Below are 26,367 nucleotides of genomic sequence, written 5' to 3'. Positions count from 1 at the left end.
TTTATATCTCTTCATTTTTATCCCTCAGTCTGTGTGCTTGATTGTTATTTTACAGACTGTTTACAAATCATACAAGAAAAGAGCAGAAGGCATCTGCTCTTTTCTCAGGTATGTTTCTCATTTTGCTGCTTCAAATTGGGGAGGCTGCTCCATCCATTTTCGTTCAATCATTAAATTCATTCCGTCTTCTCCAAAAGCTGCTGTTTTGGTCAGAAAATTGGCGTACATGGCACTAATATCCCTACGCATAGTAGTTGAAATTCCAGCACCATATGCTACCATACCTAGATTGGATAGTACACCGACTATAAATAACATTAATTGATCAGAAAATGGTGCAACTGTTGAATCTGTGACACTTTGGTCCCACGTACTGGCCGTTGGTACTTCACTTTCTTCTAATACATCATGAATGGAGCTTACGATGTGCTTGCACATGTTCTTTCCGCGAAGAAAATACTCGCGAAGTTCGGAATCCTGTGTTACTTTTGAAAAACCACTGCACATTTGCATTCCCATTTCATTCTGGATGATATTAATCATCAAATGTGTGACTTCGGTTCCTAACAATGAACGTCTTCGTCCCAGCCATCCTGTCAGAAAATTTTCTTTGTTAACAAAATCCACTTCAGATGGATAATTCATATACGGCATTCTTACATATATCCCTTTTTCCTGCATTTTACTGACAACATTATTATATAGATCAGACACTTCGTCCAAATGCTTTTTAAATAGCTGTCGAACGTCTTCTCTGGCGGAAACAGTTAAACCCGCTGTATGTGAAGCAACCCCAAATTTGCTGATTTGAAGGATACACTGTATGTAATAGAGATCAGAGAACAGTTTCTCAGCTTCAGGAACAACATGTTTCTCAGCATCGTATCCTTCAGGTATAGCGATTTGCTCCTTTGAAAATAATTGTTCAATTTCTATTATATGTGTTTCGGCTAACCGCTTTGTTTCTTCAATTAGTTTTCGAATATCAGGATCCGTACAGGTTTCTAAAAAGTGCGTCATCATGCAGATTACCACGGTGATATTTATATAGTTTGCCCATAGTGCAGATATCTCAGCACTTGTTAGTTTTACTATTTCTATTTTATTTGTCATCAAAAATCCCTCCATGATAGATAGAATTCCCAAACCAATGTTAGATATTTATACATAAAGGACCAGTAAAGAAGGATTTATTATTTCTAAATAGAACATTATGAAGGTTAACTTTAAAAGGTGGAGGAAAACAATATGGTTATGCAGAGAGTCAGTTTGATTACGATTGGAGCCTATCATTTACCTGAATTACGGTCTTTTTATCAAAGTTTAGGCTGGGAAGAAACAGAAATAAGCTCTGACAATTATGCTGTATTTAAAACAGCCGGCGTTCTATTATCCATTTTTCCTATAGCGGAATTAGCAAAAGACGCAGGAGTGGAATTCGCACAAAAACAAGAAACTTTTCATGGTGTGACGTTAGCTATAAATGTAGATACTGCTAGTCAGGTTGACGAAACAATTGAGGAAATTAGGCAGGCAGGCGGAAAAATTCTTAGAGAACCAAGCGACGCATTCTGGGGAGGAAGAACAGCGTATTTCGCTGACCCCGAAAACAACCTCTGGGAAGTAGCATGGAACCCTTCCTCACTATTCGATGAAAGAGGAGCCTTGATCTCGTTTTAAAACTCCTGAATAACCAGAGCGATTACTAAAAAGTAATCGCTCTTCCATTGTCCGCAAAACAACTGTCCGCCTGAGGTGGACAATGTCCACGAGCGGTGCCTGTCACCGCTTACTATCACCCTTTACTCGCCTATTTTGAGCCCCTTTTGCTTGATTTGTAAAACATGCTCCCTCCAGTCTGCATACAATGATCATGAACTACCATAGTGAGGGGGTGAATTACATGAGTAATGGGCATTCTTCCTGTGGCATTTTGGGTCTTTTCCTTGGATTTTTAACAGGGTTAGTTTGGTTGCTGCTTTGCACTACTGGTGTTATTACTACTTTCCTTACTCTCCTTACTCTAGGCGCACTTGCTAATATTTTTAACATCCTCATTTCCTTAATCGGCTTCCTTGTTGTCATTATTTTTGGTTTACTCATCTTCAAAAAGGTTTGGCGCTTTTACTTTAAAAAGTGAATTCTGCTGTACTTTTTAAAACCAAACTAATTTTTATACGACAGTCTCCTTAAAGAGACTGTTTTTTTGATGTTCGTTAAATACTTTTCAACAAAAATTGCTAATCATGCTATTTCTGTTGATATATGGTAAAATAGAACTAATATCTTCCATTAGGTAAAGGGGTTTAGCCTCCTTTATTGTATAGGAATACAGGTAACACCATTTTACTGTGGGTTATCTTATTTCTGTATGGAAGGTTTATTTTTTATATTTAGGAGGAGTTATAAATGAAACAATTAATGAAGTTTTGCAAAAAGTTCAATCCAAGTTTGGGGGTTATCTACTATGAACCATAGTCTACATCTAACTAAGGATTACTATGTTCAACAGTTGAATTATATAGACGATAATATCAAGGAATTAACGAACCTTTATCTTTCTTCCACTCCTATACAAGAACGATTAAAACACTTTTTTAATTTATATGTGTTAGAAGTTGAAGACTTATTAAAAACGAATAAAAGAAATGAAATTATTTCATTTTTTCCAAAGGTTTTTATCGGGACAAAGGTTACGGTGTTATACGATGAGGAAGATGAAACAGAGGATTATGTAATTTGTTACCCAGAACAGTCAGATCCGGATTTAGGCTATATATCCTTTTTATCTCCAGTAGGCAGGCAGCTGCTTTTTAAGAACCTCGGTGACAAGGTATCTATAAAAATTCCAACCGGGGAACTATTGGTAACCATTAAAGAAATTTCATTTGTCGGCCAGCTTTTGGATTTTGAGCGAAAGACAAAAGAGGCTTAAGGAATGAAAACAAACCTTCCGCCAATTTTGGTGGAAGGTCTTTCGTTTATTTACGTTCCAGTTAGACTTGCCTCAAACATTTCTATAATTTCTATGAATCTTGAAGCTTCCCTAAATGTATGGTCCGCTAAGAGAGGATGTATATTGCTCTTAATCCGACATTCTTCGATTAAGTCTCTTGCTGTTTTCTTGAAATCCCTTAATGAAGCAACCGATACTTTATTTTGGTTTAACATTTGACCAAGCAATGGTTTGGTTTCCGATTGAGGCCGCATGTATTCTAAATCTACTGCCTGAAACAACAATTTATCAAAATCATTACTAAACTCTCTCGCTTGATCTACTAATTTTCTTTCTGAAGGATCTAACAGATGCCCGATAAACTTTGCGTGGTCCGCCATGATTTTTAAGAAAAATACATTTTCTTGTATAACCGTATCTGGTGTCGGGGCTAATTTTCCCTCATTCAATTCTTTTAACCGATTCGCAAAATAGGCAGCCTCTCGGCTAATATGGTCAATCAATAAAGGAAAATTGTTGTGTCTAATTTGACAACGCAACGTTAAATCCAAGACCTTCCTTTTATACGCATAAATCGAAGCTGCTGCCTGATACACCTCAGTATTAAAAGCTTGAACTTGACGTAAGTCAGAATTTACCGTAAATCTAGAAAGCTTCTCCTCAATCCTCTCGAATAAATCCATAAACTGCTGGGCTTCTTCAATTAATTGTTTCTGTTCAAACGTGAACCCAAGACTTAAAAATAATGAATGTTCTTTCATAATCCTTGACCAAAATTTAATTTCGTCTAACGACCGAGCAACAATGGGATTTGCCATAGCTGACCCTCCTTAACTATACACTCCCTCCTATATATATGAGCTGATTGTTAGTCCATATTACCAGTTTCCTTTCTCGGCATTTATTACAGATTTGTGAATAAAAAAAGCTAAGGCAAATCACCTTAGCTTAATAAATAAATTTATTAATATTTCAAACCATGTCCAAGCTTATAGACATTACCATCACTGTCTTTATAAGCATAAGAAAGTCCTTCAGGCATATACTTGTCCTTATCGTAGCCTGGTACATCATTTGGCGATACACAATCCCCATTTTCATCGACAGCAATCACTTCTTCACTTGCCGGTAATGTAATAGGTAATACACCCACTGGCTGGAACTCACCAGCGATTACCTCAAATTGCGGCTTAAAGAAGGTATCGTAACCAGCAACAACTGCATCAGCTAAAGGTTCAGCATTTCCTATGATCCATGGTAATGTAACATTCACGCTGATGACAACCTTACCACCACGCTCATGGATGTTGTCACAAACTGCTTTTAAATGCTCTAATCCACTTAATGTGGTTTCTTGGTATTCCGCGCCATCTAATGCTTTTAACGTTTTATTCTCGCATAATTCTAGTTCTAAAAGTCCAGGTGTCGCATTAAAATAAGATCCTGACTTTGGCTGCAAGAATAAAATGGCTACATCTGCATCTTCATGGTTATCTGTTAACGTAAAAGTAGCAAGTTCCTTGCATTCTTTCCTCGCCTGTTCCGTATACGTAGCTGCAAGTTCTGGATCCTTATGGAAAACTTCCACATAAACCTTCTTATTCGCGAGCTTTTCAGCACTTAAAGGTAAAGTCATATTAGAATTTTTAAGAACGGTTACAGATTTCTTGTGCGCTTCGTATGCCGCTTCCCAATGCTTTGGAGTGCTAACGACTTCAGTCGCATACTCTGGAGATACATACGTACGATCATCAAAGATTCCTAACGTAAACATTTCTGTAAGAAGTCTTACATTCGCTTCGTTGATACGCTTTTCACTAATCCAGCCTTTTTCGATTGCAATTTTAAGGTTTTCAATATCATTGGTATCTGCAACTATATCTGTCCCGGCATTGATGGCTTTTGCAAAACGTTCCGCTTCTGTTTTATCTTCAACGCCCCAGCTCATTTTATTGGTAATACCGCTATCACTATTGATATAGCCTTTAAACCCAAGCTTTCCTCTAAGGATATGTTGTAAGAAGTAGTGATTGAACGTAAAACCAACCTCTTCGAATGGAATATCTTCTCCTTCGAATTCTTGAACCACACTCTTACTGATACTTGGAATTGAATAATATGGCATGATGGAAGATGTTCCATGTTCAACCGCTGCTCTAAATGGCGGTAAATGATATTTTTCTAAACTACCTGGTGTTGGATATAGATTCCATTTTCCTTCTGCATAGTGAGGATCAAAACCATTTTCCCTTGCACCACCACCTGGGAAATGCTTCGTTGTCATGGCAATACTGTTCTTCCCTAACTCTTTTCCCTGGAATCCGTCGATAATACGGCCAATTACTTCAGAAATAAATTCCGGGTCTTCCCCAAATGTACCATATGTACGCTGCCATCTAGGGTCTGTCGCTGTATCGGCCATATACATATACCCTTTTCTGATTCCTGTAGCGTCCCATTCATCATGTGCAATTTGAGCAAATTCACTAATGAGTGAAGCATCGCCGCCATTTTTGATATCTCCCATAGCTGCAGCAGCAAGCCCTAACGTTCCTGGCCATGTTGAAAAAATCCCCACTGCATCGTTCATACCAAAGATGGATTCACCATTTTCATTTCGTGAATTGGAAGTGATTAAGACCGGAATGCCAAGACGAGTTCCCTCTGCTACTTCATTCATTTTATTGATCCACTCTGCCATTTGTGCCGGACGATGATTGTCTCTGTGGATGAAGTGACGTAAATGCATATTTTCAATGGTGTGTGTTGTTCCATAAATTTTCGAAACCGCAAAGATATTTTCACCTTTTTCAACGATTGCTTCATCAAGCACTCCATCATGACTAGTCTTACTCTTATCTTCTTGAGAAAGGCCCATTTTACGCGTATTAATCAGCATCATGCCAATCTTTTCATCGATATTCATCAATGTGACTAGGTTCTCAGCCCGCTCTTTCGGACTTAAACGCCAGTCCTTATAAGGTTCTAGCTTCCCGCTATTATTTAAATCTTTAAATTTTAACCCATCTACCTCGATGATGTTTTTTACTCTAACTTCTAATTTTGGTTGTTTATGATTACTTCCCAATGTAATGCCTCCTAAACTGGTTTAATCCCCTACAGTTAATATTAGCAATTTGGCGAGGCTTCCACACCCAATATTGTTGTCTTTTATATAAAATCGCAACTATCCTATCAAATAATTTTTACTCTATGAGGCAGTTTAGTGAAAGAATGATTTTTTAAAAATAAATGCCCGACCAATTTGGAAGGGCAATTCTCTTGTTATTTTTGTTTTGCAATTTCTATTCTATTGGGTGCAAGCGGAGGTTGTTCTAACCATTTATTTTTGACCATTACTTTAAACCAATTTTTTGTCACCATAAGATTTTGTAAAATAGTTGCCTCATAAGTGGTCACGAGATCTGTACGCATGGCTGTTGCCAGACCTGCCCCATGATAGGTTTGTGCAGCTTGAAATAAAAATCCCATGTGATACATTAATAACTTATCAGAAAATGGAGAGTCCGTTGAAATGGTCACTTCCGTTTCCAATGATTTTGGAACTGGTAAGTTATCTCCCTGGAGTATTTTTGCTAATGCTTTTATTTGTCCATCGGCAGTCTTCTCCGATTGGGATAAAAATTTTTTTACTTCATTGGATTCCGCCACTTGGCTGAATGCAATAGAAAGGGTTTTAGCCAAAATGCTTTTTTTCAGGTTTATAGAAATACTTATAATTTCAGTAGCCGCAAGCGTTCTCCCTTTCCCCAAAAATCCATCTTTAAAATCATAGCTTGAAATGAATTGTGGGTGTTCATAGGCATAATATAATGGGTCTCTCTGAAAAAGTCCTTTATCAAGCAATAACTCAATTGTTTGGTGATACATCTTTTTCGCATCGTTATCGCATGAATCGTAAAAATCCCTTAAGTCTTTTCTAACAGAAATGCTGAATGCAGTGGTATGCCCTAACAATCCATGTAATGTCATAATATGTAAATAATTCAGGCAGAATGCATCTGAAAACAATCTCTGTTTTCCTAAGAATAGGTCGGATTCATTAAATCCAATTGGAACAGGAAATCCTTCATTCTCAATAAAAGCAATAATTTGCCTCTTTTGTTTTTCGAATGTCTTAAGAGCATCATTAAAAACTCTTTTTATTGCTTCATCTTCAATAATAGAGTACATATATCTATTTACTACATCTACCGATGTTCCGTTTACATACTCTCCCCACAAAGAACCAAGTTCAGAAGCTGTTAATTTTAATTTTTCCGCATCCAATTTTTTCACCTCAATAAGTATATTTCCCTATTTTCAGAAGAGATATGACTTCTTGGTTTTAGAGTGAGGCTATACCAGTTCAATGGAGAAATTAAATTGTGAAGAATTGTACTTAAAGAAACCTTATCTATTTGTTAACTGCGTTTATACTCCGTAGCTGTCATTCCTGTTATTTCCTTAAAGATTTTACAAAAATAATTATAACTGCTAAAACCGACCTGCAAACCAATTTCTGTTGTCGATAACCGGCCAAGATCAATAAGAAATTTTGCTTCGTCGATTCGCTTTCTTTGGATATAATCAATCACCGATAGATTCGTTTCTGCCTTGAATTTTTTCGCGAGATACGTTCGATTAAATCCTATTTCATCTGCAACGTATTGTAAATTTATCGAATCATTAAAATGAAGGTTTATATACATTAACGCTTTTTTTACAACCGGACTATACCCTAAAATAGCGAAATGTTTAACCGCCTCACAATATTCATCGATCATACTGACATCAATGGTATTTAATTCAGACATGGCCACCGCTGACTCAATCTTTAGTGCGAATTTTTCCGAAATGGCGTGCAAATATTGTGGTTCAACACCGCCTCTTCCAGCCGCGATCCTATACATGGTATTACCTGAAAAGGTAATATTTTTTCTTGCACGTAATGGGTTCCCTGGCACTCGATATAAAAAATCACCTGTATGATGATCAAGCATTGCTTTCATCGCATTTTCTTTATCGCCGATTTCGATGTAGTACAATAGTTTCTTTTCTGCCTCATACCTTTGTTTTATTTCAATTCCACCTTGGTCATAATCCTCAGGCTCGACATCAAGACGATATTGCTCGCCGCTGTTATTAGATGCAATGATGTGTGCATTAACATGTGGGTTAATCACTACATTGACGATCAAATCACCTATTGCTAAGTAGGTGTGTGCTAATAAAGGTAATGTTTTATAATAGGTTTCTAATGGTTTTAGCCAATTATTATCAAGATTATTTTCCTTTATTACATTCCAGATTATATGGTCAGTGACCCGTTCATTCAAGAAGGGTCCAACCACAACCATCCCCTTATACCGTTTATCTTCGTTTATAGGTACAGCCAAATAAGATAGTTGAAAAGAATCCGTTTGATAACAAAAACTATCTTTATTTGCCTGTCTTAATTCTTTTTGCATTTCCACTAGCATTCTTTTTTGGGCCTCAACGACCATAATAGGTTCATTATCATCTGCAATATGTATGATTGTCTTCAATTCCTCATCTATTGCTTGTACACCTATTTGAAAGGCCTTATTAATTTGCCAGCATTTCCTTATCAGTTCTTCCAACTTAATCACCTAAACAAATCATATCAAATCACTAACTAAGCTAACAAGTTGAAGATTGTCAAAACAAAAAAGTTGGTTCCTACCATTAGTAGAGAACCAACTTACCTGTCGCAAAACACTTACATGATTTCCGATTCTAATGTGAATCCTTCTACGACTACATCATCATCAATTTCCAGCATGAGGCACCGTTTTCCTTGGAACATTATATATTTTACATATTTTAGTTCTTTCGGGCTTAGTGATAAATTTGCAACCTTTGTTTCAATTTTTATCGTCTTAGGCAGTAAACTGCTTGCTTTAAGTTCATGTTTCTCATCGTCCAAGATTGCCTTAAAAGCGTGTTCCACTTTGGCAGTATCGACATTTTCCACACCGCTGACCGTTAAAATTCGTTCGATATCCCGGGAATCCAACATCGGAGCTTCACTTTCCTCTTTTTCTTTGCTCTCTTGGACCACCCGATCAATTTCCTCATACACATTCGAAATGACCTGTGATTCGACTTTGTCACCGATTACTTTATTAAGGATGATTTCGAAGCTGTCCTTTTCTTCTAATGCTGTAATGATTTCCTCACAATTGAGTACCTCTTCCATAAATGTCTCATCTGGTTGATTGGCCTTACCCGCACAATAAAGAATATGGTTCACATCGGCAGCATTGTCATTGAAAGCCGGGAACAAAAAGCCTGTCATCGGAGAAGCTAAATTAATGATTGGATCGAAAGCATTACTCGATCTAAACTCTCTTTCCACATAATCAAATACCAAAGCTCTTTTTGGCTGATCCGTTTTATTCAGACTGCAAAGGATAAACTCGTTTGAATAAACTTCATCATCCCCGCCCTCTTCAGATTCTTGGTCTCGTTTCTTCGTTGCTTTTCGATACTCACCACGAATGAACGTTACCACTGTATCAAATTCATAAACCGTATGAGCGAACATCTTTGCAACGATTTGGTGCATTTGATCAATCCAATCATCGGTAGTTGCTGCCTGCAAACCGTCGAAGAGGATCATTTGGGTACTGTCTTCCACGTCCCGTTTAAATTTTAGTTCAAATAGTTTTGCATCGAGTTGTCCGGTTAACACCTTTTTGAAATTTATTAAAAATAATTCCTGTGACTCTTGGTCTAGCATTTCAAAGGGTGAAATGACGGAATGGTAGATTTCACCAGATTCTTTCTGAACATAGACATTTAGTATCTCTCGTATTTGCATGAGATTGTTGTTTAACTTAAATTGCTTCCGAATATTTGCGATATCTTTAGAATTCATTTCCTCAACTCCCATTCCTGATTATACTGTTCAAAAAGAAAAATAGTAATACTTGACAATTCAACCTTTTTATATCAGAACTCATACCTGAGGACGTAAAATCGACACATTTCTTCATTAGAGAACAGTGTTTTATTTGTGTTAAGCTAGTGTTAAATAAATGTATACGATCGCAATCAGAAAAGAGGGACTTCTAATGAAGGTAAGAGACATCATGATTACAAAAGTTTTTACGGTAAAACCTTCGAATACCATCAAGGAATTACTAGATATACTCAATTCAAATCGAATTGGCGGTGTACCAGTTGTTGATGACAAAGATCATTTGGTAGGTATGGTATCAGATGGAGACGTCTTACGCTACCTTGCTCCAAAACCTCTTGGGATTGCTGGTCTTGTTTATATCATAGAGGCGGAAGAAATTGAAGAAGTATTGCAAGAAAAGCTGGATACACAAGTAAAAGATATTATGACTAAAAGGAATCTTCTCTTCGTATCACCTGATGAAGAGTTTGATAAAACTGTCCGCCTATTATCCCGTCATCATTTCAAAAAACTGCCTGTGGTAAACGGTGCTGGCCGTGTCATAGGTGTATTAAGCAGAGGAGACATCATTCATAATATCTCAAAAAAGATCATCTCTTCCTAAAAAAAGAAACCATTCGAAAAGCAACTTTTCCGAATGGTTTTTTTAACCTCCCTAACTGCGTACAGGTTCTGTTACTTTCACAGCAGCCTGAGATTTCTCCGTTACCGGGCTTGGATTTTTTACAAAGAATGAACCAATTAGTCCCAGTACAGAAATCCCTGTAATAAAGTAGAAAGCATACTTAATCCCTGCAGCTAATATCTCTGGCTGTGAGGCATTAGGAAAGTCCATTACAAAACTGTTTTGTCCACTTGTAAATACCGTGATGGCGATCGCTGTACCAGCTGCTCCTGCTACTTGATTCAATGTATTCATCGCTGCTGAGCCATCTGCATATAATTCACGTGGTAATTGATTCATTGCATTGGTTTGGGCAGGCATCATGACCATCGTTAACCCAAAGAATAAAATCATAAATGCTACTACGACTTGCCATGCAGGAGTTTGGCTTGAAAGAGTGGAAAGAAAAACAAGATTCCCAATCAAGACTAAGATAAAGCCAAAAATGGTGAAACGTCGCGCTCCCACTTTATCGAAAAGAGCTCCGACAATCGGTGACAAAATAAAGTTGACGGCATTACCAGGAAGTAAAATTAAACCAGCCATCGCAGCACTAAATAATAATGCCCCTTTTAAATACATAGGTAATAAAATTCCCGTTGATAAAATAATCAAAATACCAAGGAACATCGTCAGTGTTCCTAATGTAAACATTGGATACTTAAAGACACGTAAATTTACCATAGGCTGCGCCATATTATTTTGACGAATACCAAATAATAGAAGTGCGATAATCCCTGCTAGCAACGGTGCCAAAACTCTTGGAGATGTAAAAGCTTCTTCTGCCATCGAACTCAATGCAAAAATCAAGCTGCCAAAACCAACCGTTGATAATAAAATAGATGAAACATCGATTTTAGGTTTTGTGATTTCGGAAACATTCTCAATTTTCGCCATCGCAACCAAGATCAATAACACATACGCAATAGCGCTAAACCAGAAAATAAATGGCCAGCTTAACGTACTAATAATAACACCTGAAAGTGTTGGTCCTAATGCAGGAGCTAACGTGATAACGAGACCCATAAGCCCCATAACGATGCCGCGTTTCTGAATGGGAAAAATAAGAAGCATTACACTCAGCATGACCGGTAATAAAAGACCTGTTCCAACCGCTTGAACAACACGTCCTAGTAATAGAATACTAAAATTAAAATTTAACGCAGCTAATATTGCGCCTACCAGCGAAATCGTTAACCCCCCTATCACTAATTGTCTAGTCGTAAACCATTTCATTAATAGTGCTGAAATTGGAACTAAAATCGCTAAAACTAATAGGTATCCTGTTGTAAGCCACTGTGCTGTTGCAGCTGGAACTGAAAATTGCTCCATAATATTTGATAATGCCATATTTAATGCCGTTTCCCCAAATAACCCGGCAAACGCACCTAACATTAAGATAAATGCCATCGTTTTAGGATTTTTAACTTGAATTTGTGTACTCATTGAAATCTCCTTTTATCGTTATCTATTGTGCTGAAATGATTGTCGTAATTTCGATTATCAGCCATTATCCAATCCCCGTTGTACACCCCCACTTACAAACGAACTTACTCACTATATCAGAGATTTTTTCTATATGTCAACTTGGTTGACAAAAAATTTATTATGAGTTATTATCAACTTAGTTGACGAAATATATTAGGAGTGAATACATGTATCATATTGGAGACCTGGTTATCTATTCTGCACATGGCATTTGCAAAATTAATGATATTTGCAATAAAACCGTTTCGGGGATTACAAGAAGCTATTATGTATTACATCCAATGGAAAATAAACATCATTTAACCATCAGTATTCCGGTTCATAATGATAAAGTAACCATACTCGATTTAATCCAAAAAGAGGAAGCCTATGAAATTCTAGAATCTTTTAAATATCCAGGGGTAGAGTGGGTTGATAAACCTAACCTTCGTCTTCAACTATATTCTGAGATTTTAAACACTGGTGAAAGAAAAGATATTGCAAAAGTAATTAATACATTGATGAGGAAAAAGATCGATGTAGAACGCCAGGATAAAAAAATGAACGAGCAAGACCGTAAACTTTTGACAAACGCACAAAATATTCTTTTTAAAGAATTAGCGATATCATTAAACACATCTTATCAAGAAATCAATAATAGAATTATAAGAAATATCTTGGATTTAACTAGAAAAACCCCCGCTTATTAGCTTTTTAGCTAAGCGGGGGTTTTGTTCATTGATTTATATCCCAATCTAACTTTAATAAATCTTTTAGAATTTCTACTTGCTCAGTACCTATTTTTTCGGCAATTTTATTCTCAAGCTGGGCTTTAAGTGCCTCATTTTTCTTATAGCACTCTTCACCAAAGGCTGTTAATTGAATACACTTTTCCTTCTTGTTGTTTTCCACATTATCGATTTCAACTAATCCTTTTTCCGCAAGCTTATTAATAAACTTATGTATTGCCTGACGAGAAATTTCTACATTTTTTGTGACATACGAAATAGTAGGCTTTTTTTGATAAATTCTAGCCATGATATACCATTCGGAATTAGAAATATGAATCTCACTTTGATTGTTCCATGCTTTCTCTGCGATTCTTCTGACCATACTATGACGTTCACTTAATAGGTCAATCAGATCTAAATTTTGTAATTCAGAGGTTGGGATCAACTGATTCACTCCAATCATAATTTACACCCCAACTATACAGAAAGCAGTAAGCGTTGTCAATTTAGTTGACATTATATCCTTATCTAGGAGTAGATGATTCAATATCAAACGCGTTATTCGTGCTGAGTGCTTTCCACCAAGAACTAGGTTCTATGTAACTTCCATTTAAGACAACGGTTTCCCCTAAATTTGGTGCAATTAAATTTACTTCTTTTTGTTCAGCAGCACCTATTGCCCTGTCCACCGGATCTGTCCAGCTATGATAAGCCAATGTAAAAGCTCCCCAGTGAATCAGCATCATGGTTTTACCTCTTACATCAAGATGAGCTTGTACCGATTCTTCCGGCTGCATATGGATGTCTGACCAGCGTTGATCATATTGGCCGCCTTCCATTAACGTGAGGTCAAAAGGACCATATTTCTCACCGATTTTCTTAAAATGAGGTCCGTAGCCTCCATCCCCACTTGTATAAATTCTCTGTGTTTCACCAAGAATGACCCATCCATTCCACAAGGTACTATTTCGATTGAACAATCCCCTGCCGGAAAAATGCTGTGACGGAACAGAAGCGATGATTAAACCTTCCCACTTGACTTCATCCCACCAATTACATTCGGTTATTTGGACTTCCTTTACACCCCACTTTATTAAATGAGCAGCAACCCCAAGCGGGACAATGAAATGACCCACTTTTTCTTTTAATTTGATAATGGATGGGTAATCCAAATGATCATAATGATCATGAGTAATTAGGACGATATCGATTTGTGGTAATTTTTCAATCACATATAGAAGATCTTCACTGTAACGCTTACTTCCAACAAATGTGACAGGTGATGGAGACGGCCCAAACATCGGGTCAATCAGTATTTTCTTTTTGTCTAGTGAGAGCAGCATCGTTGAATGACCAAACCACGTCAAGCTGTCTTCATCACTGTAGATTTTGTTCCAATCGATAGAAATGGGAATAGGGTTAGTAGGTCTACGATCCTTTTTTCCTGTAAATGAGTCTTTCATTAGTGAGAGAATCGTAGATACATCCATCTTCATGTCCGTTGGAATTTGATTCACAAATTCTCTATTTTTATAATTGTCGAATTCACGATACCGCACACGATCCTGCACACTTGGACTGCCCCCAAACGTTGGGTGTAACGTAATAAACAGAATGATTCCAATTGCTAAAACAACTAATATGATAAGTAGATAGACCATTATGTATGTTGGTCTCCTTTCGAATTACGCTGATCTTTGAAAAACTAATGATTCCAATCCTATCATATCTACCAAATTTGTAGGGAAGCATGGTAAAAAACACCGCCTATATTTAATGGCGGTGTTCTCCCTCTAAGCGGAGACTTTCCGGTTAGACTGTGAATAGGGCTCGGTTCGGGGAATTTAAGCGGAGCTTTTCCGCTTAAGCAACGAATAATGACTCATTTTCACGTTTTTCGAGTCAATAGCCGGAATCTTTCCCTTTATTTAAGCTATTCTCAGTGCATTTTCCTAATTAGGAGAAGTTTCTCCGCTTTATTAAACCCACGATGAGGTTTGTGAATTATAAATTTGCACCACACACGTAAACCCGTTAACGTTTTAATGGCGGTGTATTTATTTTATTTCTGTCACAGCAAAGTAATTTTCTTCATTATCTGCAAAGTTAAACACTCTGCCGCCAGGAATATTTACAATTTCTCCAACGGTGATATTTTTATCTTGAAAGTCCTTGTAAAGTTGATCTAGATCTTTAGTAAAAAACATCAGAGAAGGAGTTCCAAGATTAAGTTCTGGTGAGAACTTAGCAACCACTTCCTTGTTGTGCAGAACAATACTTGTTTGGGCGTCCTTCGCTGGGGCAATGACAAACCATTTCATTGCACCATTATCGTGCTCCGATAGCACAGTAAATCCAGCTTTCTCTGTCCAAAATTTTACGGACTCCTCCTGGTTATTAACATACAGCATAATTTGACCTACTATATTAATCATATGTTCTCTCCCTTTCTACTTCTCAACTATTCACATTGTAATCAAATATTTACTATCTATTCATCTATTGACCACGATACTAATTATTTAACCATTCTCTTTTTACGTATCAGCGTTAACACAGCCATTTTTATAAATACTTCTCCATTCGGATATCAAACCACATTTTATCCGCCCAATAGGTGAAATTTTCAATTCTTCCAATCTCCTTGTATCCTAGCTTTTCATATAGCTTTCTTGCCTGTGTGTTAAATTCAAATACACCCAATTCCACACGAGTTAATCCAGCCTTCTTAATTTCTTCCTCTAAAAATTGAATGGCCTGATATCCAATCCCTTTTCCCCTGCCAATAGATTCACCAATGGTTATGCCAATCCATGCGGTACCCGCCTCTTTTTTGTGGAGATGATTGGGATCAATCATATAGTTCATTTCACCGACCAACTGGTTACCCAGATAAATCAGGTAGGTATAATGGTGCTCTAGTCTTTGTTTTAATTCATCCAGTGTCATCGTGTCACGTCGATCCAATGCTGCCTGGTTTTGGTTGGGGCGGGTTAATGGGATTAAATCGGGATTGTTTTCCCAGCGGTTAAACACGTCAACAAGTTCTTGGGTTGGTTCTGTTAACTTGAAAAAACTCGTCTTCATGATGGTCTCCTCTTCTAAAAATTCCAATATAATGATAATTATAGTTGAAATTTCTCTTTTATGACTTTTGCTACTTCTTCTGGACTCTTATTTGTATTATTAATTCTGATATATTCTTGTTTTGTAATTTCACCCTCTAAAGAATTCAGCCTGTATTTATCCATCGACTTCTTGAGGTTATTTTCTGACCATTCAATATTTCTTTTAGTGGGCTTATGCTTAAGGCGGTGAGGACTTTTATTCCGCTCGATTCTTTCATTTAGATCGGCTTCCAGCTCTACGAAATAAACTTTGCCTCCTTTAGATTCAAATATCTGACAGACATTATTTATATACTCCCAATCAGATGGATGATCGAATGCCCATACATATGTAAAAATTAGTCCTTCCAGATCACTTTTTGCTACAGCCTCGAATATTTCCCGTCGAAACAAGGTTACTAATCTTTGTCCTTCCTTCGTACCGTAATCAAAAATTGGCGTAACCAGTTCAATCGTCATATGATTATGGAAAAGCTTTAAACCCGTAATTTTTGCTAACTCTTGCCCAACAGTCATTTTTCCAACAGCCTGTGGACCAAATATTAAAACAAGTTTCATATAGCCTCCTATACCATTCTTTACTCATCTAATCTTATTCATTGAATTCTTATTGTGACTTTTTAGTAAGCAAATCATAAACCTTCTGCACATTTGTTTTAAAATAGGTTGAAAAATACCAATTTTGATAGGCCTTTGGTACTGAAATATTATCCAAGCTGCCATTCTTCTGAACAGTTTCCTCCACGAGTAACATAATATCTTTGATGTACTCTTGCACTTCAACAATTTCTTTCTTTGAACAAACTTCTCCATGCCCCGGAATAATTGTTTCGATATCAAGTTGTTGAACTTTTTCTAATATATTTAGCCACTCGGAGGGATTTGCATTATTAAATACAGGTTGGTGCTTTGCAAGGACCAGATCCCCCATAACCGCAATTTTATCATCAGGCAGGTACACAAATGCATCACTTTCCGTATGACCGCCCCCATAAGTAATGACATGCACCTTTCTTAAACTGCCATAAATACACAATTGGTGATCAAACGTAAGGGTTGGCAATGTATAAACCAATTGAGGAAGTATCTTCATGTACTCGCGATCACTAGCAAGTTCCCATTGCATTTCCTTTTGTAACATTTGGTCGGTTTCTTGTGCTATTTTCCTTTCAATTTCGTTCAATGCCCGATTAATTGTTACTGGGTCTACCAACTGCTGACTTATCCTATCTTTTCCGAATGTGGCCATAATTTCACGAGTAGTTGAAGTAGAAATAATATGGGCCTTAGGAGCAAACACTTGATTTCCGCTCGTATGATCGCTGTGCCAATGTGTGTTGATTACATAGGAAACTGAATTTCCAGTGAGGAATTCGGCTGCTGTCTTTAAATCCTCTGCAGCTTGTATAGTTGTGAAGGAATCGACTATAAGCGTTGAATCTCCTAAATCAATGATTGCGGCATTCCCTACAGAACCCGTACCAGGTACCGAGAGTGCTGCATACACACCATCAGCAACTCGAGTCAATTCAAAATGCTTTGAACCTTGTAAAGTCTCCATTACTTTATTTTTCATATGGTACCTCTCTTCAAATTTCGTTTTATACTAAAGGGCGGTTCAATGACGCTGAATAGCGTATGATTACTCGGAGGTATTTTCATCCTCTTATATCCAAATAGTACCATCTACTAGTCTAATAATCTAATTTTAACACGAAAAAAAAACACAAACCTTTTTGGTTTGTGCTAGCAATTAATTAGCCTCTAATAACCGTTCCACAGTCAAAGATAGCCTGGTTTTTCCCATTATGCTTTGCCTTATATAATAACTTATCCGCACGACTGACCAGTTCCACTTGATTCGAGATTCCTTGTTGATTGGTATATAAGCCAAAGCTCATCGTGATGCTAAAGACGCCATTATCACTGCTAAACTGAACCTCTCTTAATTCTTTGTAGACTTGCTCCAAGCATGGAATAATTTTCTCCTTATCTGTTGTATGAAAAAGGATCGCAAATTCTTCTCATCCATAACGGAAGGACCTGCCTAGTGAGGGGGGAATGGTGTTTTGAAGTATTTCGCCAATCTTCATCAATACTTTGTCCCCTACCACATGACCATGCTGATCATTTATCATTTTAAAATTATCAATATCTGCTAGAACGACAGACATTTCTTTCTTATTAGTATCAGATAACGAGTTTTTTAGAGATTCTTGAAAATGTCTATGATTATATAAACCTGTTAAATAATCACGAACAACTAAGTCCTTGTAAATATATTGAAGTTTTTGGTGATTGCGCTCTCTATTTACAATCAAGGCTCCCAAAAAACCGATTACAATCAAGAATGTGACATTCAATAGAAACATTACAATGGATAGATTAGATAAAGGGAGACTAATCCAAAACAAAATCGTATAACTTATCACCATAACTGTACAAGATACAGTGGCGCCAAGAATCTTCCAATAAATAGTTGAATGCATAATAAGCAGGTAAGCTATTGGGAATAGCGGACTCACAACTCCTCCAGTTAAACATAAAAGCCACATCAGTGCTATATAGTCAAAAAGTATTCCCGTTTTCATGAGTAGATTAAACAATGTTTCTTTCCCAGGTGCTAACCATAAGGCAACCTGAGTAATGGACATATAGGCAAAACCAAAAATGAGTAAATAATTAAAGGTATGTAATTCGAAGTTCACAATGGAGGCAATAGGTGGATAACAAAAAACAATGCATGACACTACTAAAAAAATCCACCTAACAATTGAAAATATTTGCTCTGTCACAAAATCAGTTAGTAAGAATGTATCTTTCATTTTAACCAGAATCCTTTTTTAAATTATTGTTCCTAATCGTTTTTATGGTCCTAGTTAATACGACCTTTTTATTTTGATATTTCTTTTACAATTATCATACAAGTTTTACATGACAAAATAAACAGAAGAATTTGTCAATATTTTACTTATTCCCTCGCATTAGTTATTTTGTTTTATTTATTTTCCAATTTACCTGAACACCACCTTTTAAATCATCACCCTTCACAATCACTCGGTAAACACCTGTCTCTGGAGCAGTAAACTTCATTACTCCCTCATTCACTTCTGCCATTCCCACCAACTTATCCTTAGGGTTAAGAACATGGTAGCCATATCCTCCTCCATTCCGATTATCATACTTAATCGATATATTAATAGTTTGACCTGCTTGGATCGTAATTGGTATATCATGTTTCCCATCAAAGTACTGAAATGTTGCTTTAAAAGTTGTATCTTCTTTTACTTCATTCCACTGGATCTTTTTTGTAAAATCAATATTCATTAAGATCATTAAAAATATGGGTACCAAAATGGCACATGCAAATTGAGTCCCTTTTGAACGTTCAGATAGATACGTTCCCAAATAGAATAGTAATGAGCAAAACGCGCCGATTGTACCTGCAATCAATGTAAACACATTAACCCCATTAATCAGAAAAATAGCATATCCCGCAACCACATATAGAAGAATTTTGAACCTTTTATTGATTCTTGGTATCTTCCATTCTAGGAAATCAATCAGAAGAGAACAAAAAATACCGTAAAGATAAATAACCATCCAAATATACTTACTGGAAATGGCCTCACCAAATTCAAACATATCAAAGCCATTTTGAAGCAGCAGAAAAATAAAAATAACAACCATCGTTAAACCTGCCCCAGCCAACTTTGTAAAAAAACGTATGGTTAATTCGTTAAGTATCATCTAATCCTCCAGTCATTTAATCGGATTTTGCTAATGAATGCTATTAAAAATTATAACAGAAATTCCAATTGTTCTCCTAAATATCCAAATTTTAGTATGTATTTTTACTTTCTGCAAAAAATAATTCTCGTGTTACATCTAACACAAAATAAATCAGTAGAGGTGACTGTGATGAAAAAAGATAACGATTCAAAAGGGGAACCCACTCTTGCAGAGGGTATTAATACAGAGGATGTGTTAAACCAAGATGCCACCCAGGAGGAAATTGAGAACGGTGAATCAACGAATGTAACTATCCTTACTTTAGATGAAAACGATCCAAGTTAGTGTGAAAAGATTTATTCTATCAATGCAAGCACAGCGATGCCTAATTAGCATCGCACTTTTTTTGCCCTTATTGCATATTTTCTTACCTTAATCCTTTTTTTCCTTTACTTCTACTATAGTAACTGGCTGCATACCAAATGAAATATTAAATGCAAAAGTATACAATAGATAGTAAGAGATCTAAATTAAAGGATGTTTCAAATGAATTGGAAACCAGATAGAAAATCAAAAATACCTATATATAAACAACTTGCATTATACATTGAGACAGGAATTGCTGACGGCACTTTTCCACATGATAAACCTTTACCTTCTGAAAGAGGTTTGGCTAAGGAACTTGGTGTAAACCGAAGCACGGTTATTGCTGCCTATGACGAATTGGAATCGAATGGACTGATTGATCGAAATCGAGGCAGCGGAACGACGATTCGTAAAGATATTTGGGGAATATCAAAGAAACGAATCCCTAGCTGGAACCGGTATATTAAGGCGGGGTCATTTTTGCCGAATTTGCCTGTAACGCAGCGAATACATAAAGAAATGGCAGAGCATAATCTCATTAACTTGGCTAGCGGGGAATTGTCTCAGGATCTTTTTCCGATGAAAACACTTAGAGAAATAACTTCAAACAGATCCTTTATTGGATCATTAGGGTATGACCACCCACAGGGCAATGCGATACTCCGAGAAACCCTTTCCAAGCATGTTAAACATTTTCGCAGTATAGATACGAACCCCTCTTCTATATTGATAACGTCTGGTGCACAACAAGCTTTGCATCTCGTGGTTCAGTGTTTATTAAAGCCTGGAGACGCAGTGGCGATCGAGAACCCATCCTATCATTACAATCTGCCTGTATTTAAATCAGCAGGAATCAAGACCTATTATTTAACCGGCGATCAAGAGGGAATAAACCCAAATGATATCACGACATTGTATAAAAAACATAGAATTAGAATGATATTTTTAAATCCTATCTTTCAAAATCCAACAGGTAGTTTATTGTCGGAAGAAAGGCGAAAAAAGGTCCTGGAGATATCATCAGAATATGGAATTCCTATTGTCGAAGATGATCCGTATAGCTTAACAGCGTTTACAGGAGAAAAGCTTCAACCCCTAAAATCATTGGATCACTATGGAAATGTGCTCTATATAAGCTCACTAACAAAAATTGTTGCATCAGGCTTAAGGATCGGCTGGATTATTGGACCAAAGCCGGTAATCGAACGGTTATCAGATGCCAAGCAGCAAGTGGATTTCGGACATGCGAGTTACACACAATGGATTGCCAATGATTTTTTAGATTCCAATGATTTTGAGTCACATATCGATCATTTAATTAAACAGTTAAGAAGTAAAAGAGATCAGATTGTCACTAGCCTTCAGTCGTTTCTAAAAGAACAGGTAGATTTTTATATTCCTGAAGGCGGGATTCATCTATGGTGCAGGATAAAAGAGGACTTTAATGAAACGCAATTATTAGAGGAATCGATTAGGAGAGGTGTGATTTATGTACCTGGCTCCACGATGGGATCTGAGAAAGGATTTGTCCGATTTACTTTTTCACGGGAAAATGAAGAAAATATTCATGAGGGAATTAGAAGGTTTTCAGAGGCTCTTCAAAGAGTTGCAAAATAAAGGATCAGGATTCAAGCCTGATCCTTTCATTTTATGTTAACCAAATGTAGATTCCAAGAGCAACTAACGCGATAAAAATAATCACTACATATATTAAGGTTAAATTTGTCGTATTCCTTTTTGTGGAATTTCGATAATTTTCGTCGGGCTTTCCTGTCAAAGCCAGGGTGGAAACCACTGCAATAATTAAAATAAGAATTACTAAAACGGATAAAATCCCCATGCTTGCACCTCGTCTATTTTTTTAGTGCTTTCCTCAAATTATATCATAGCGCAACTGGAGCAATCTTTAACCATCCAATCCCCCTAAAAATTGACCATCCACTTTTGACCAACTTACAAATGACTCAACCTTCCCATTAAAATCGTATTATAGTATTTTCCATCTGACAGCAATTTATCGTTTATTAAAGTGCCTTCTACTTGAAAGCCATATTTTTGATATAACTTTATTGCTTTTCCATTGGTCTCTAGAACATTCAAATTCATTTTCTTAATCCCATTTGTGTCTGCCCACCGGATTGACTCTTCCAAAAACCTTTTAGCTATCCCGAAACCCCAGTAGTCTTTCAAAACACAGACGCCAAATTCTACTTTATGTGAAGAGCGCTTTAATTGGCTCCCCTCACATCTGCAAAAACCTACTATCTTATCATCGACTTCTGCCACCAAAAACAGGTGGTTCGTACGTTCTGTATCTTCTTTAATGATCTTTTTAAAAGCTGTTTCATCTATGTATGCCTCGCCTTGTTCTCTATCCATATTCTCTGTTTCACCATCAATCTGCACTCGAACTTCCGACAGGCTTTTCGCGTCTTTCTCCTTTGCAGACCTTATGGAATAACGTAACCCATTGTTCGTAAATTGTTTTGAATGAACAAACAAAAAAGTTTCCTCCTCACTTCAACTATTGAAAACCCATTCAATTATTCTAATCTTCTAATTTTAAACTGTAAATAAAAAAGTGCAATGGACAAAACTTCATCCAATGCACTAGGGTTATTTTATAAACTTACTGATTCAGGCTGAAGCTGGAACGCTTTTTTCAATGCTTGAACATATTCCTTTTTGGCTTTTTGGCCCACTTCTGAGGTTGGATTTAATAATTCAAAGCCGTGGTAGGCACCAGGATAAAGGTGGAATTCGACAGGAACGCCTGCTTGTGCCAATTTTGCAACATATTCAATGGTTTCATCACGGAATGGATCTAACTGCCCTACACATGTATATGTCGGTGGCAGGTTTGAAAGATTCTTTGCTCGAGCTGGTGCTGCATATGGTGAAATTTCTCCGTTTGCATGTTCGCCCAAATACATTCTCCAACCTGCTAGGTTATTTCCACGGTTCCAGATTGCTCGTTCGTCCGTAATTTCGTAACTGGATGGTGTTACATTCCGGTCATCAATCATCGGGTACAACGGCATTTGAAACGAGATTGCCGGACCTTTGCGATCACGGGCTAACAAACTTAATGCAGCCGTCAACCCGCCCCCTGCACTTTGACCCGCAACAGCAACACGGGACACATCAATTTTCAACTCATCAGCACCATTCGTCATCCATACCAATGCAGCATAACAATCTTCAAGTGGTGCCGGATATGGGTGTTCAGGTGCAAGACGGTAATCAACGGATACTACTACACATTGAGCTTGTTCTGCGAAAAGCTGGCAGTCTCCGTCAGAACCATCTGCGTCTCCTAGTACGTAACCTCCGCCATGAATAAACAATAATGCTGGAAGTTTCGCCTCCCTTCTAGGTACTGGTTCATAAATCTTAACCTTCATTTCTTGCCCATCGCCGCCAGGTATGTTGCGTTCTCTAATGTTAACGCTTTCAGATTTCTCAATTAGAATAGCCGGTGCTTGTCTTGCAGCCTCTAACCCCTCAGGAAGACGAAGCGGCGGGAAAACCGTAAGTATTTCTTTCAATTCAGGTGCTACTCTGCTCATAAAATCCATTCAAAAACACCCCATGCATTTCTTTTCTATGAAAAAAATCATAGCTTGTACAATAATCCTATGCTAGTACCAGTAAAGTTATAACAAAGTAGTAGATAGTTAGACCTTTATAAGAATGATAGACTGAAAGTGAAAAGGTCCACCCACTATTTCTTTCGGAACTACGTGAAAATAATCGATTGTAAAAAACTCTGATAATAATTCTTTTATCGAATTATCTTCAAAAAAAGAAAAAAACCTCTTTGGAGTATAAGAATCTTCTTCCCAAATCCCATCATGATTTTCCCCTCCATATACTCCCATATAGAATATTCCAGATGGTTTTAGAACTCTTCTAATCTCTAGAAGCACATTTTTAATGTCCTTCTTTGAAACATGGAGAAGACAATTTAGTGCCCAAATAGAATCAAAGTGATCATCAGGGAAAGCAAGATGAGCAAAGTCCATCACCTTCGCGTTTAACCCTTTCTCCTTACACAATTTAACCATCTCTGGAGAAATATCGGTACTAGTCGTAATTAAACCTTGTTCTTTAAAATATAGACTGTCCTTCCCTGCTCCCGCACCAATCTCCAACAGATTAAGGCATTTATTTGTTTTTAGTTTTCCTAAGAAGATCTCACGTTCATTGACCTTCCAGTCTTGTAAAATATATAAATCTCTTTCTTTCGCATTTTGGTTATATGAATCTGCTATCTTTTCTTGAATTGATTTCTCCATTTTTGTTCCCCCCGATAGGATTTTACCCTTAAAATACATAGATTAAAATTCGACGGGTGGTTAGTATAACCCTTCTTTAAAACGTAATGACTCTACTTAAATGAGTATAGCTGGGTATCCTTTTGCTTTTAACTCTTCTACCAATGCCTTTGCACGATTGATATCTGAAAAAGCTCCTACCTGAACACGGTAAAGTCCATCATTAATTGAAATAACAGCAGGTCTTTTTTTTAGTCCGTAATGAGCAACAAGTCCATCAACAACTGCTCTTGCTGCTTTCTTCTGGTACTCTGAGGTCCTCATTTTCATCGCTTCGTTTAGGTTAGTCATAAAGGCAAATTCTACTATTAATGCCGTCATTTTCGTTTCTCTTACTATTTGGAAATTAGTTGTTTTTACTCCACGATCATAAAATCCTAATTCTCTTATAAGGTTGGTTTGTATTTTCCCCGCAAGTGCAGCTGCCTCTTTTGGCCACGTCGTATAAATATACGTTTCTGTTCCTCCCGCATTGGTCCAACCATCTCCGTACGCATTTAGATGGTAGTCGATATGGACATTGGCTCCCCAGGTGTTTATTAATTCACAGCGTTTGTTTAACGGAATATCAGTTTCCCCAGTAGGATCATCAATCCGTTTTTGACTTACACCTTCATAACTTTCGAGTTCCATCATGACAAGCTTTACAATCTCACTTGTAACCTGCCATTCTTTATAGCCGTCGGGTGACTGTTTTCCTGGTGTGATACGTGCATGTCCTGCTGCATGAGAAATTTTCAACATAAGTAACCCCTCCTTTTTTTTGAAAGGCTCTGTTAAAACTGAATGTTGATTTCACTGTGTTTGGAAAATAAGCGGAGAATATCCGTTTAACTAGGGAAATACCCATATTTCGGCTATTATAGGCGGAGGTTTTCCGCTTAATGTATCCAAATCCTTGGAATTTGTCTTATTTAAAGCAGTTAACCGGATTATCTCCCCTTATATCTGCTTCCTAAGGTTCCTCTACAGATAATAGTCGGAAATTCTCCGCCTATGAATTCTCACCCCTTCACGAAAATCAACAATGAAAAATAACAGAGCCTTTTGAAAAAGAACTTCTGAACTTCTATTTGTTCCCTTTCCTTCACCATTTATATACGAAAGTGAATTATTAATGGACAGGTCAAAAGTTTCTCCGAAACGTAAAAAAGCATGAATTATTATTTCCCCTGTTATTTTTATCACACCTTTCACTTTCTAACGAATGTAAAATTATACTGAATCGTTAATAAATTAAAGGAGGGTATTGTATTGTTAAAGTTATTTCTGTTCGTCTTAATCCTTATTACTTTGGTGGCGTTGAGTATTTTTATTGATGGGGTGCTGGAGTTACATAAGCAAGAAAAAGAAGACAAAAAGAATATCATCAGAGATGGAATGGAAGGATATTTAGATAAAACCTTTGGATTTGGCAATGTAACCATCTTCAAATCGATTCTTTGTGCCGATGGTAACACTAGATACTTAGTTTATTTGCCAAAGTATGAATGGTTTAAATCTCCGAAATACGAATGGTATGAAGTTTATGCCTACCAAAACGGATATAAGCACGAAGCCGTAAATGGCTAATAGTTACAAAAGAACACCTCCAGTGTGAGGTGTTCTTTATTCGGCTGTTTTTCTATAACCATCCCTCATCTATCGTACTATTGTCGGCGAGAGAGAATGCAGCATTCGTGATGGCTTGTGCTAATGTTTTACCATTGTCGCAAACATCATTAAAACATACTTCATATTTTCCTATTACAGAATATGTATATCCAAAACCCTTTAATCTCTCAACAATGAAGAGTGCGTGTTCAAGGTTTTCCTCCGGCTTAAAATCATAGATAAAGTTTTCTTTTTCTTGGTCATACCATCTGTCCCAGCGATTCAATTTCCAGCCTAGTATTCTACGTGCAATTACTTCTGTTTTGTTCATATGCTACCGACCTCATTTATGTTCTAGATAATTATATTTTACCATTCCTCTATATAACCATCTATTTCAATATTGTGTCACATGGATACAAAAAAGGACCAATTAAGGCCCTT

General features: G+C 37.0%; 28 protein-coding genes and 1 pseudogene. 8 read left to right on the top strand and 21 right to left on the bottom strand.

What is annotated here, in order from left to right; translation table 11 throughout:
• Positions 1 to 117: 117 nt before the first annotated feature.
• The gene (locus BANA01_RS08005; RefSeq protein WP_034676536.1) at positions 118 to 1,113 is read right to left on the bottom strand and encodes a DUF3231 family protein; all 996 of its coding nucleotides are present in this window, start codon (positions 1,111 to 1,113) and stop codon (positions 118 to 120) included.
• Positions 1,114 to 1,248: 135 nt separating this feature from the next.
• Between BANA01_RS08005 and BANA01_RS08000 the strand changes: the two genes are divergently transcribed.
• From BANA01_RS08000 to BANA01_RS07990, 3 genes are all read left to right on the top strand, one after another.
• Entirely contained in the window at positions 1,249 to 1,680 is a 432-nt protein-coding gene (locus BANA01_RS08000) for a VOC family protein (protein WP_034676534.1), read from the top strand.
• Positions 1,681 to 1,903: 223 nt separating this feature from the next.
• A complete protein-coding gene (locus BANA01_RS07995; protein ID WP_063252493.1) occupies positions 1,904 to 2,140 on the top strand; it encodes a hypothetical protein in 237 nt (78 codons plus the stop codon).
• Positions 2,141 to 2,467: 327 nt separating this feature from the next.
• On the top strand, positions 2,468 to 2,935 hold the full coding sequence (locus BANA01_RS07990) for a GreA/GreB family elongation factor (RefSeq protein ID WP_063252491.1): 468 nt from the start codon (positions 2,468 to 2,470) through the stop codon (positions 2,933 to 2,935).
• A gap of 50 nt (positions 2,936 to 2,985) precedes the next feature.
• On the opposite strand, the gene BANA01_RS07985 is transcribed toward BANA01_RS07990, so the two are convergent.
• The 5 genes from BANA01_RS07985 to BANA01_RS07965 all read right to left on the bottom strand — a co-directional run bounded on the left by BANA01_RS07985 (position 2,986) and on the right by BANA01_RS07965 (position 9,860).
• Positions 2,986 to 3,774 carry a DUF2935 domain-containing protein gene (locus BANA01_RS07985; RefSeq protein WP_034676548.1) on the bottom strand — a complete coding sequence of 263 codons (789 nt, stop codon included), beginning with the start codon at positions 3,772 to 3,774 and terminating at the stop codon, positions 2,986 to 2,988.
• 146 nt (positions 3,775 to 3,920) lie between these two features.
• A complete protein-coding gene (locus BANA01_RS07980) occupies positions 3,921 to 6,044 on the bottom strand; it encodes a glycoside hydrolase family 3 protein (RefSeq protein WP_052106420.1) in 2,124 nt (707 codons plus the stop codon).
• 197 nt (positions 6,045 to 6,241) lie between these two features.
• Complete coding sequence (locus tag BANA01_RS07975; RefSeq protein WP_034676544.1) at positions 6,242 to 7,246, bottom strand: DUF3231 family protein; 1,005 nt, start codon at positions 7,244 to 7,246, stop codon at positions 6,242 to 6,244.
• Between the two features lie 134 nt (positions 7,247 to 7,380).
• Positions 7,381 to 8,580, bottom strand: a complete 1,200-nt coding sequence (locus BANA01_RS07970) for a helix-turn-helix domain-containing protein (protein ID WP_052106422.1) — start codon at positions 8,578 to 8,580, stop codon at positions 7,381 to 7,383.
• A gap of 119 nt (positions 8,581 to 8,699) precedes the next feature.
• The gene (locus BANA01_RS07965; protein ID WP_034676554.1) at positions 8,700 to 9,860 is read right to left on the bottom strand and encodes a DUF4317 domain-containing protein; all 1,161 of its coding nucleotides are present in this window, start codon (positions 9,858 to 9,860) and stop codon (positions 8,700 to 8,702) included.
• A gap of 160 nt (positions 9,861 to 10,020) precedes the next feature.
• Between BANA01_RS07965 and BANA01_RS07960 the strand changes: the two genes are divergently transcribed.
• The gene (locus tag BANA01_RS07960) at positions 10,021 to 10,509 is read left to right on the top strand and encodes a CBS domain-containing protein (protein WP_235847082.1); all 489 of its coding nucleotides are present in this window, start codon (positions 10,021 to 10,023) and stop codon (positions 10,507 to 10,509) included.
• A 51-nt stretch (positions 10,510 to 10,560) separates the two neighbouring features.
• On the opposite strand, the gene BANA01_RS07955 is transcribed toward BANA01_RS07960, so the two are convergent.
• Positions 10,561 to 12,015, bottom strand: coding sequence for a DHA2 family efflux MFS transporter permease subunit (locus BANA01_RS07955; RefSeq protein ID WP_063252489.1), 1,455 nt, complete (start codon positions 12,013 to 12,015; stop codon positions 10,561 to 10,563).
• A 209-nt stretch (positions 12,016 to 12,224) separates the two neighbouring features.
• Here BANA01_RS07955 and BANA01_RS07950 point away from each other — a divergent pair, with 209 nt between their 5' ends.
• Positions 12,225 to 12,746: a CarD family transcriptional regulator gene (locus BANA01_RS07950; protein WP_063252488.1), complete on the top strand. Its 522-nt coding sequence runs from the start codon at positions 12,225 to 12,227 to the stop codon at positions 12,744 to 12,746.
• Between the two features lie 25 nt (positions 12,747 to 12,771).
• On the opposite strand, the gene BANA01_RS07945 is transcribed toward BANA01_RS07950, so the two are convergent.
• From BANA01_RS07945 to BANA01_RS07905, 8 genes and pseudogenes are all read right to left on the bottom strand, one after another.
• Positions 12,772 to 13,230 (bottom strand): MarR family winged helix-turn-helix transcriptional regulator, encoded by a 459-nt coding sequence (locus BANA01_RS07945; RefSeq protein ID WP_063252486.1) that lies wholly within the window; start codon positions 13,228 to 13,230, stop codon positions 12,772 to 12,774.
• A gap of 61 nt (positions 13,231 to 13,291) precedes the next feature.
• Complete coding sequence (locus BANA01_RS07940) at positions 13,292 to 14,428, bottom strand: MBL fold metallo-hydrolase (RefSeq protein WP_052106423.1); 1,137 nt, start codon at positions 14,426 to 14,428, stop codon at positions 13,292 to 13,294.
• 396 nt (positions 14,429 to 14,824) lie between these two features.
• Positions 14,825 to 15,202, bottom strand: a complete 378-nt coding sequence (locus tag BANA01_RS07935) for a VOC family protein (RefSeq protein WP_034676556.1) — start codon at positions 15,200 to 15,202, stop codon at positions 14,825 to 14,827.
• A 130-nt stretch (positions 15,203 to 15,332) separates the two neighbouring features.
• Positions 15,333 to 15,854: a GNAT family N-acetyltransferase gene (locus BANA01_RS07930; RefSeq protein WP_034676606.1), complete on the bottom strand. Its 522-nt coding sequence runs from the start codon at positions 15,852 to 15,854 to the stop codon at positions 15,333 to 15,335.
• A gap of 38 nt (positions 15,855 to 15,892) precedes the next feature.
• Complete coding sequence (locus BANA01_RS07925; RefSeq protein ID WP_034676565.1) at positions 15,893 to 16,453, bottom strand: AAA family ATPase; 561 nt, start codon at positions 16,451 to 16,453, stop codon at positions 15,893 to 15,895.
• 49 nt (positions 16,454 to 16,502) lie between these two features.
• Entirely contained in the window at positions 16,503 to 17,471 is a 969-nt protein-coding gene (locus BANA01_RS07920) for an MBL fold metallo-hydrolase (protein ID WP_034676564.1), read from the bottom strand.
• Between the two features lie 181 nt (positions 17,472 to 17,652).
• A pseudogene (locus BANA01_RS30300) lies at positions 17,653 to 18,330 on the bottom strand (GGDEF domain-containing protein).
• Positions 18,331 to 18,883: 553 nt separating this feature from the next.
• Positions 18,884 to 19,645, bottom strand: a complete 762-nt coding sequence (locus tag BANA01_RS07905) for a hypothetical protein (RefSeq protein WP_063252482.1) — start codon at positions 19,643 to 19,645, stop codon at positions 18,884 to 18,886.
• A gap of 171 nt (positions 19,646 to 19,816) precedes the next feature.
• Here BANA01_RS07905 and BANA01_RS29845 point away from each other — a divergent pair, with 171 nt between their 5' ends.
• Both BANA01_RS29845 and pdxR read left to right on the top strand, forming a co-directional pair.
• On the top strand, positions 19,817 to 19,972 hold the full coding sequence (locus BANA01_RS29845) for a hypothetical protein (protein WP_169803661.1): 156 nt from the start codon (positions 19,817 to 19,819) through the stop codon (positions 19,970 to 19,972).
• 201 nt (positions 19,973 to 20,173) lie between these two features.
• Entirely contained in the window at positions 20,174 to 21,610 is a 1,437-nt protein-coding gene (gene pdxR, locus BANA01_RS07900; protein ID WP_063252480.1) for a MocR-like pyridoxine biosynthesis transcription factor PdxR, read from the top strand.
• 31 nt (positions 21,611 to 21,641) lie between these two features.
• On the opposite strand, the gene BANA01_RS07895 is transcribed toward pdxR, so the two are convergent.
• The 5 genes from BANA01_RS07895 to BANA01_RS07875 all read right to left on the bottom strand — a co-directional run bounded on the left by BANA01_RS07895 (position 21,642) and on the right by BANA01_RS07875 (position 25,074).
• Positions 21,642 to 21,833: a hypothetical protein gene (locus tag BANA01_RS07895; protein WP_034676567.1), complete on the bottom strand. Its 192-nt coding sequence runs from the start codon at positions 21,831 to 21,833 to the stop codon at positions 21,642 to 21,644.
• Positions 21,834 to 21,946: 113 nt separating this feature from the next.
• Entirely contained in the window at positions 21,947 to 22,495 is a 549-nt protein-coding gene (locus BANA01_RS07890; protein WP_063252477.1) for a GNAT family N-acetyltransferase, read from the bottom strand.
• A gap of 119 nt (positions 22,496 to 22,614) precedes the next feature.
• Positions 22,615 to 23,571, bottom strand: coding sequence for an alpha/beta hydrolase (locus tag BANA01_RS07885; RefSeq protein ID WP_063252476.1), 957 nt, complete (start codon positions 23,569 to 23,571; stop codon positions 22,615 to 22,617).
• Positions 23,572 to 23,670: 99 nt separating this feature from the next.
• Complete coding sequence (locus tag BANA01_RS07880; protein ID WP_063252474.1) at positions 23,671 to 24,291, bottom strand: class I SAM-dependent methyltransferase; 621 nt, start codon at positions 24,289 to 24,291, stop codon at positions 23,671 to 23,673.
• 96 nt (positions 24,292 to 24,387) lie between these two features.
• Complete coding sequence (locus BANA01_RS07875) at positions 24,388 to 25,074, bottom strand: N-acetylmuramoyl-L-alanine amidase (protein WP_052106424.1); 687 nt, start codon at positions 25,072 to 25,074, stop codon at positions 24,388 to 24,390.
• 510 nt (positions 25,075 to 25,584) lie between these two features.
• On the opposite strand from BANA01_RS07875, the gene BANA01_RS07865 reads away from it, so the two are divergent.
• The gene (locus BANA01_RS07865; protein WP_034676582.1) at positions 25,585 to 25,902 is read left to right on the top strand and encodes a hypothetical protein; all 318 of its coding nucleotides are present in this window, start codon (positions 25,585 to 25,587) and stop codon (positions 25,900 to 25,902) included.
• A gap of 52 nt (positions 25,903 to 25,954) precedes the next feature.
• Here BANA01_RS07865 and BANA01_RS07860 read toward each other — a convergent pair whose 3' ends face one another.
• Complete coding sequence (locus BANA01_RS07860; protein ID WP_034676580.1) at positions 25,955 to 26,254, bottom strand: BC1872 family protein; 300 nt, start codon at positions 26,252 to 26,254, stop codon at positions 25,955 to 25,957.
• Between the last annotated feature and the right edge of the window lie 113 nt (positions 26,255 to 26,367).

Source organism: Neobacillus niacini NBRC 15566, from assembly GCF_001591505.1.
GTDB classification, from domain to species: domain Bacteria; phylum Bacillota; class Bacilli; order Bacillales; family Cytobacillaceae; genus Neobacillus; species Neobacillus niacini.
This window is presented reverse-complemented; position numbering and strand designations above follow the sequence as displayed.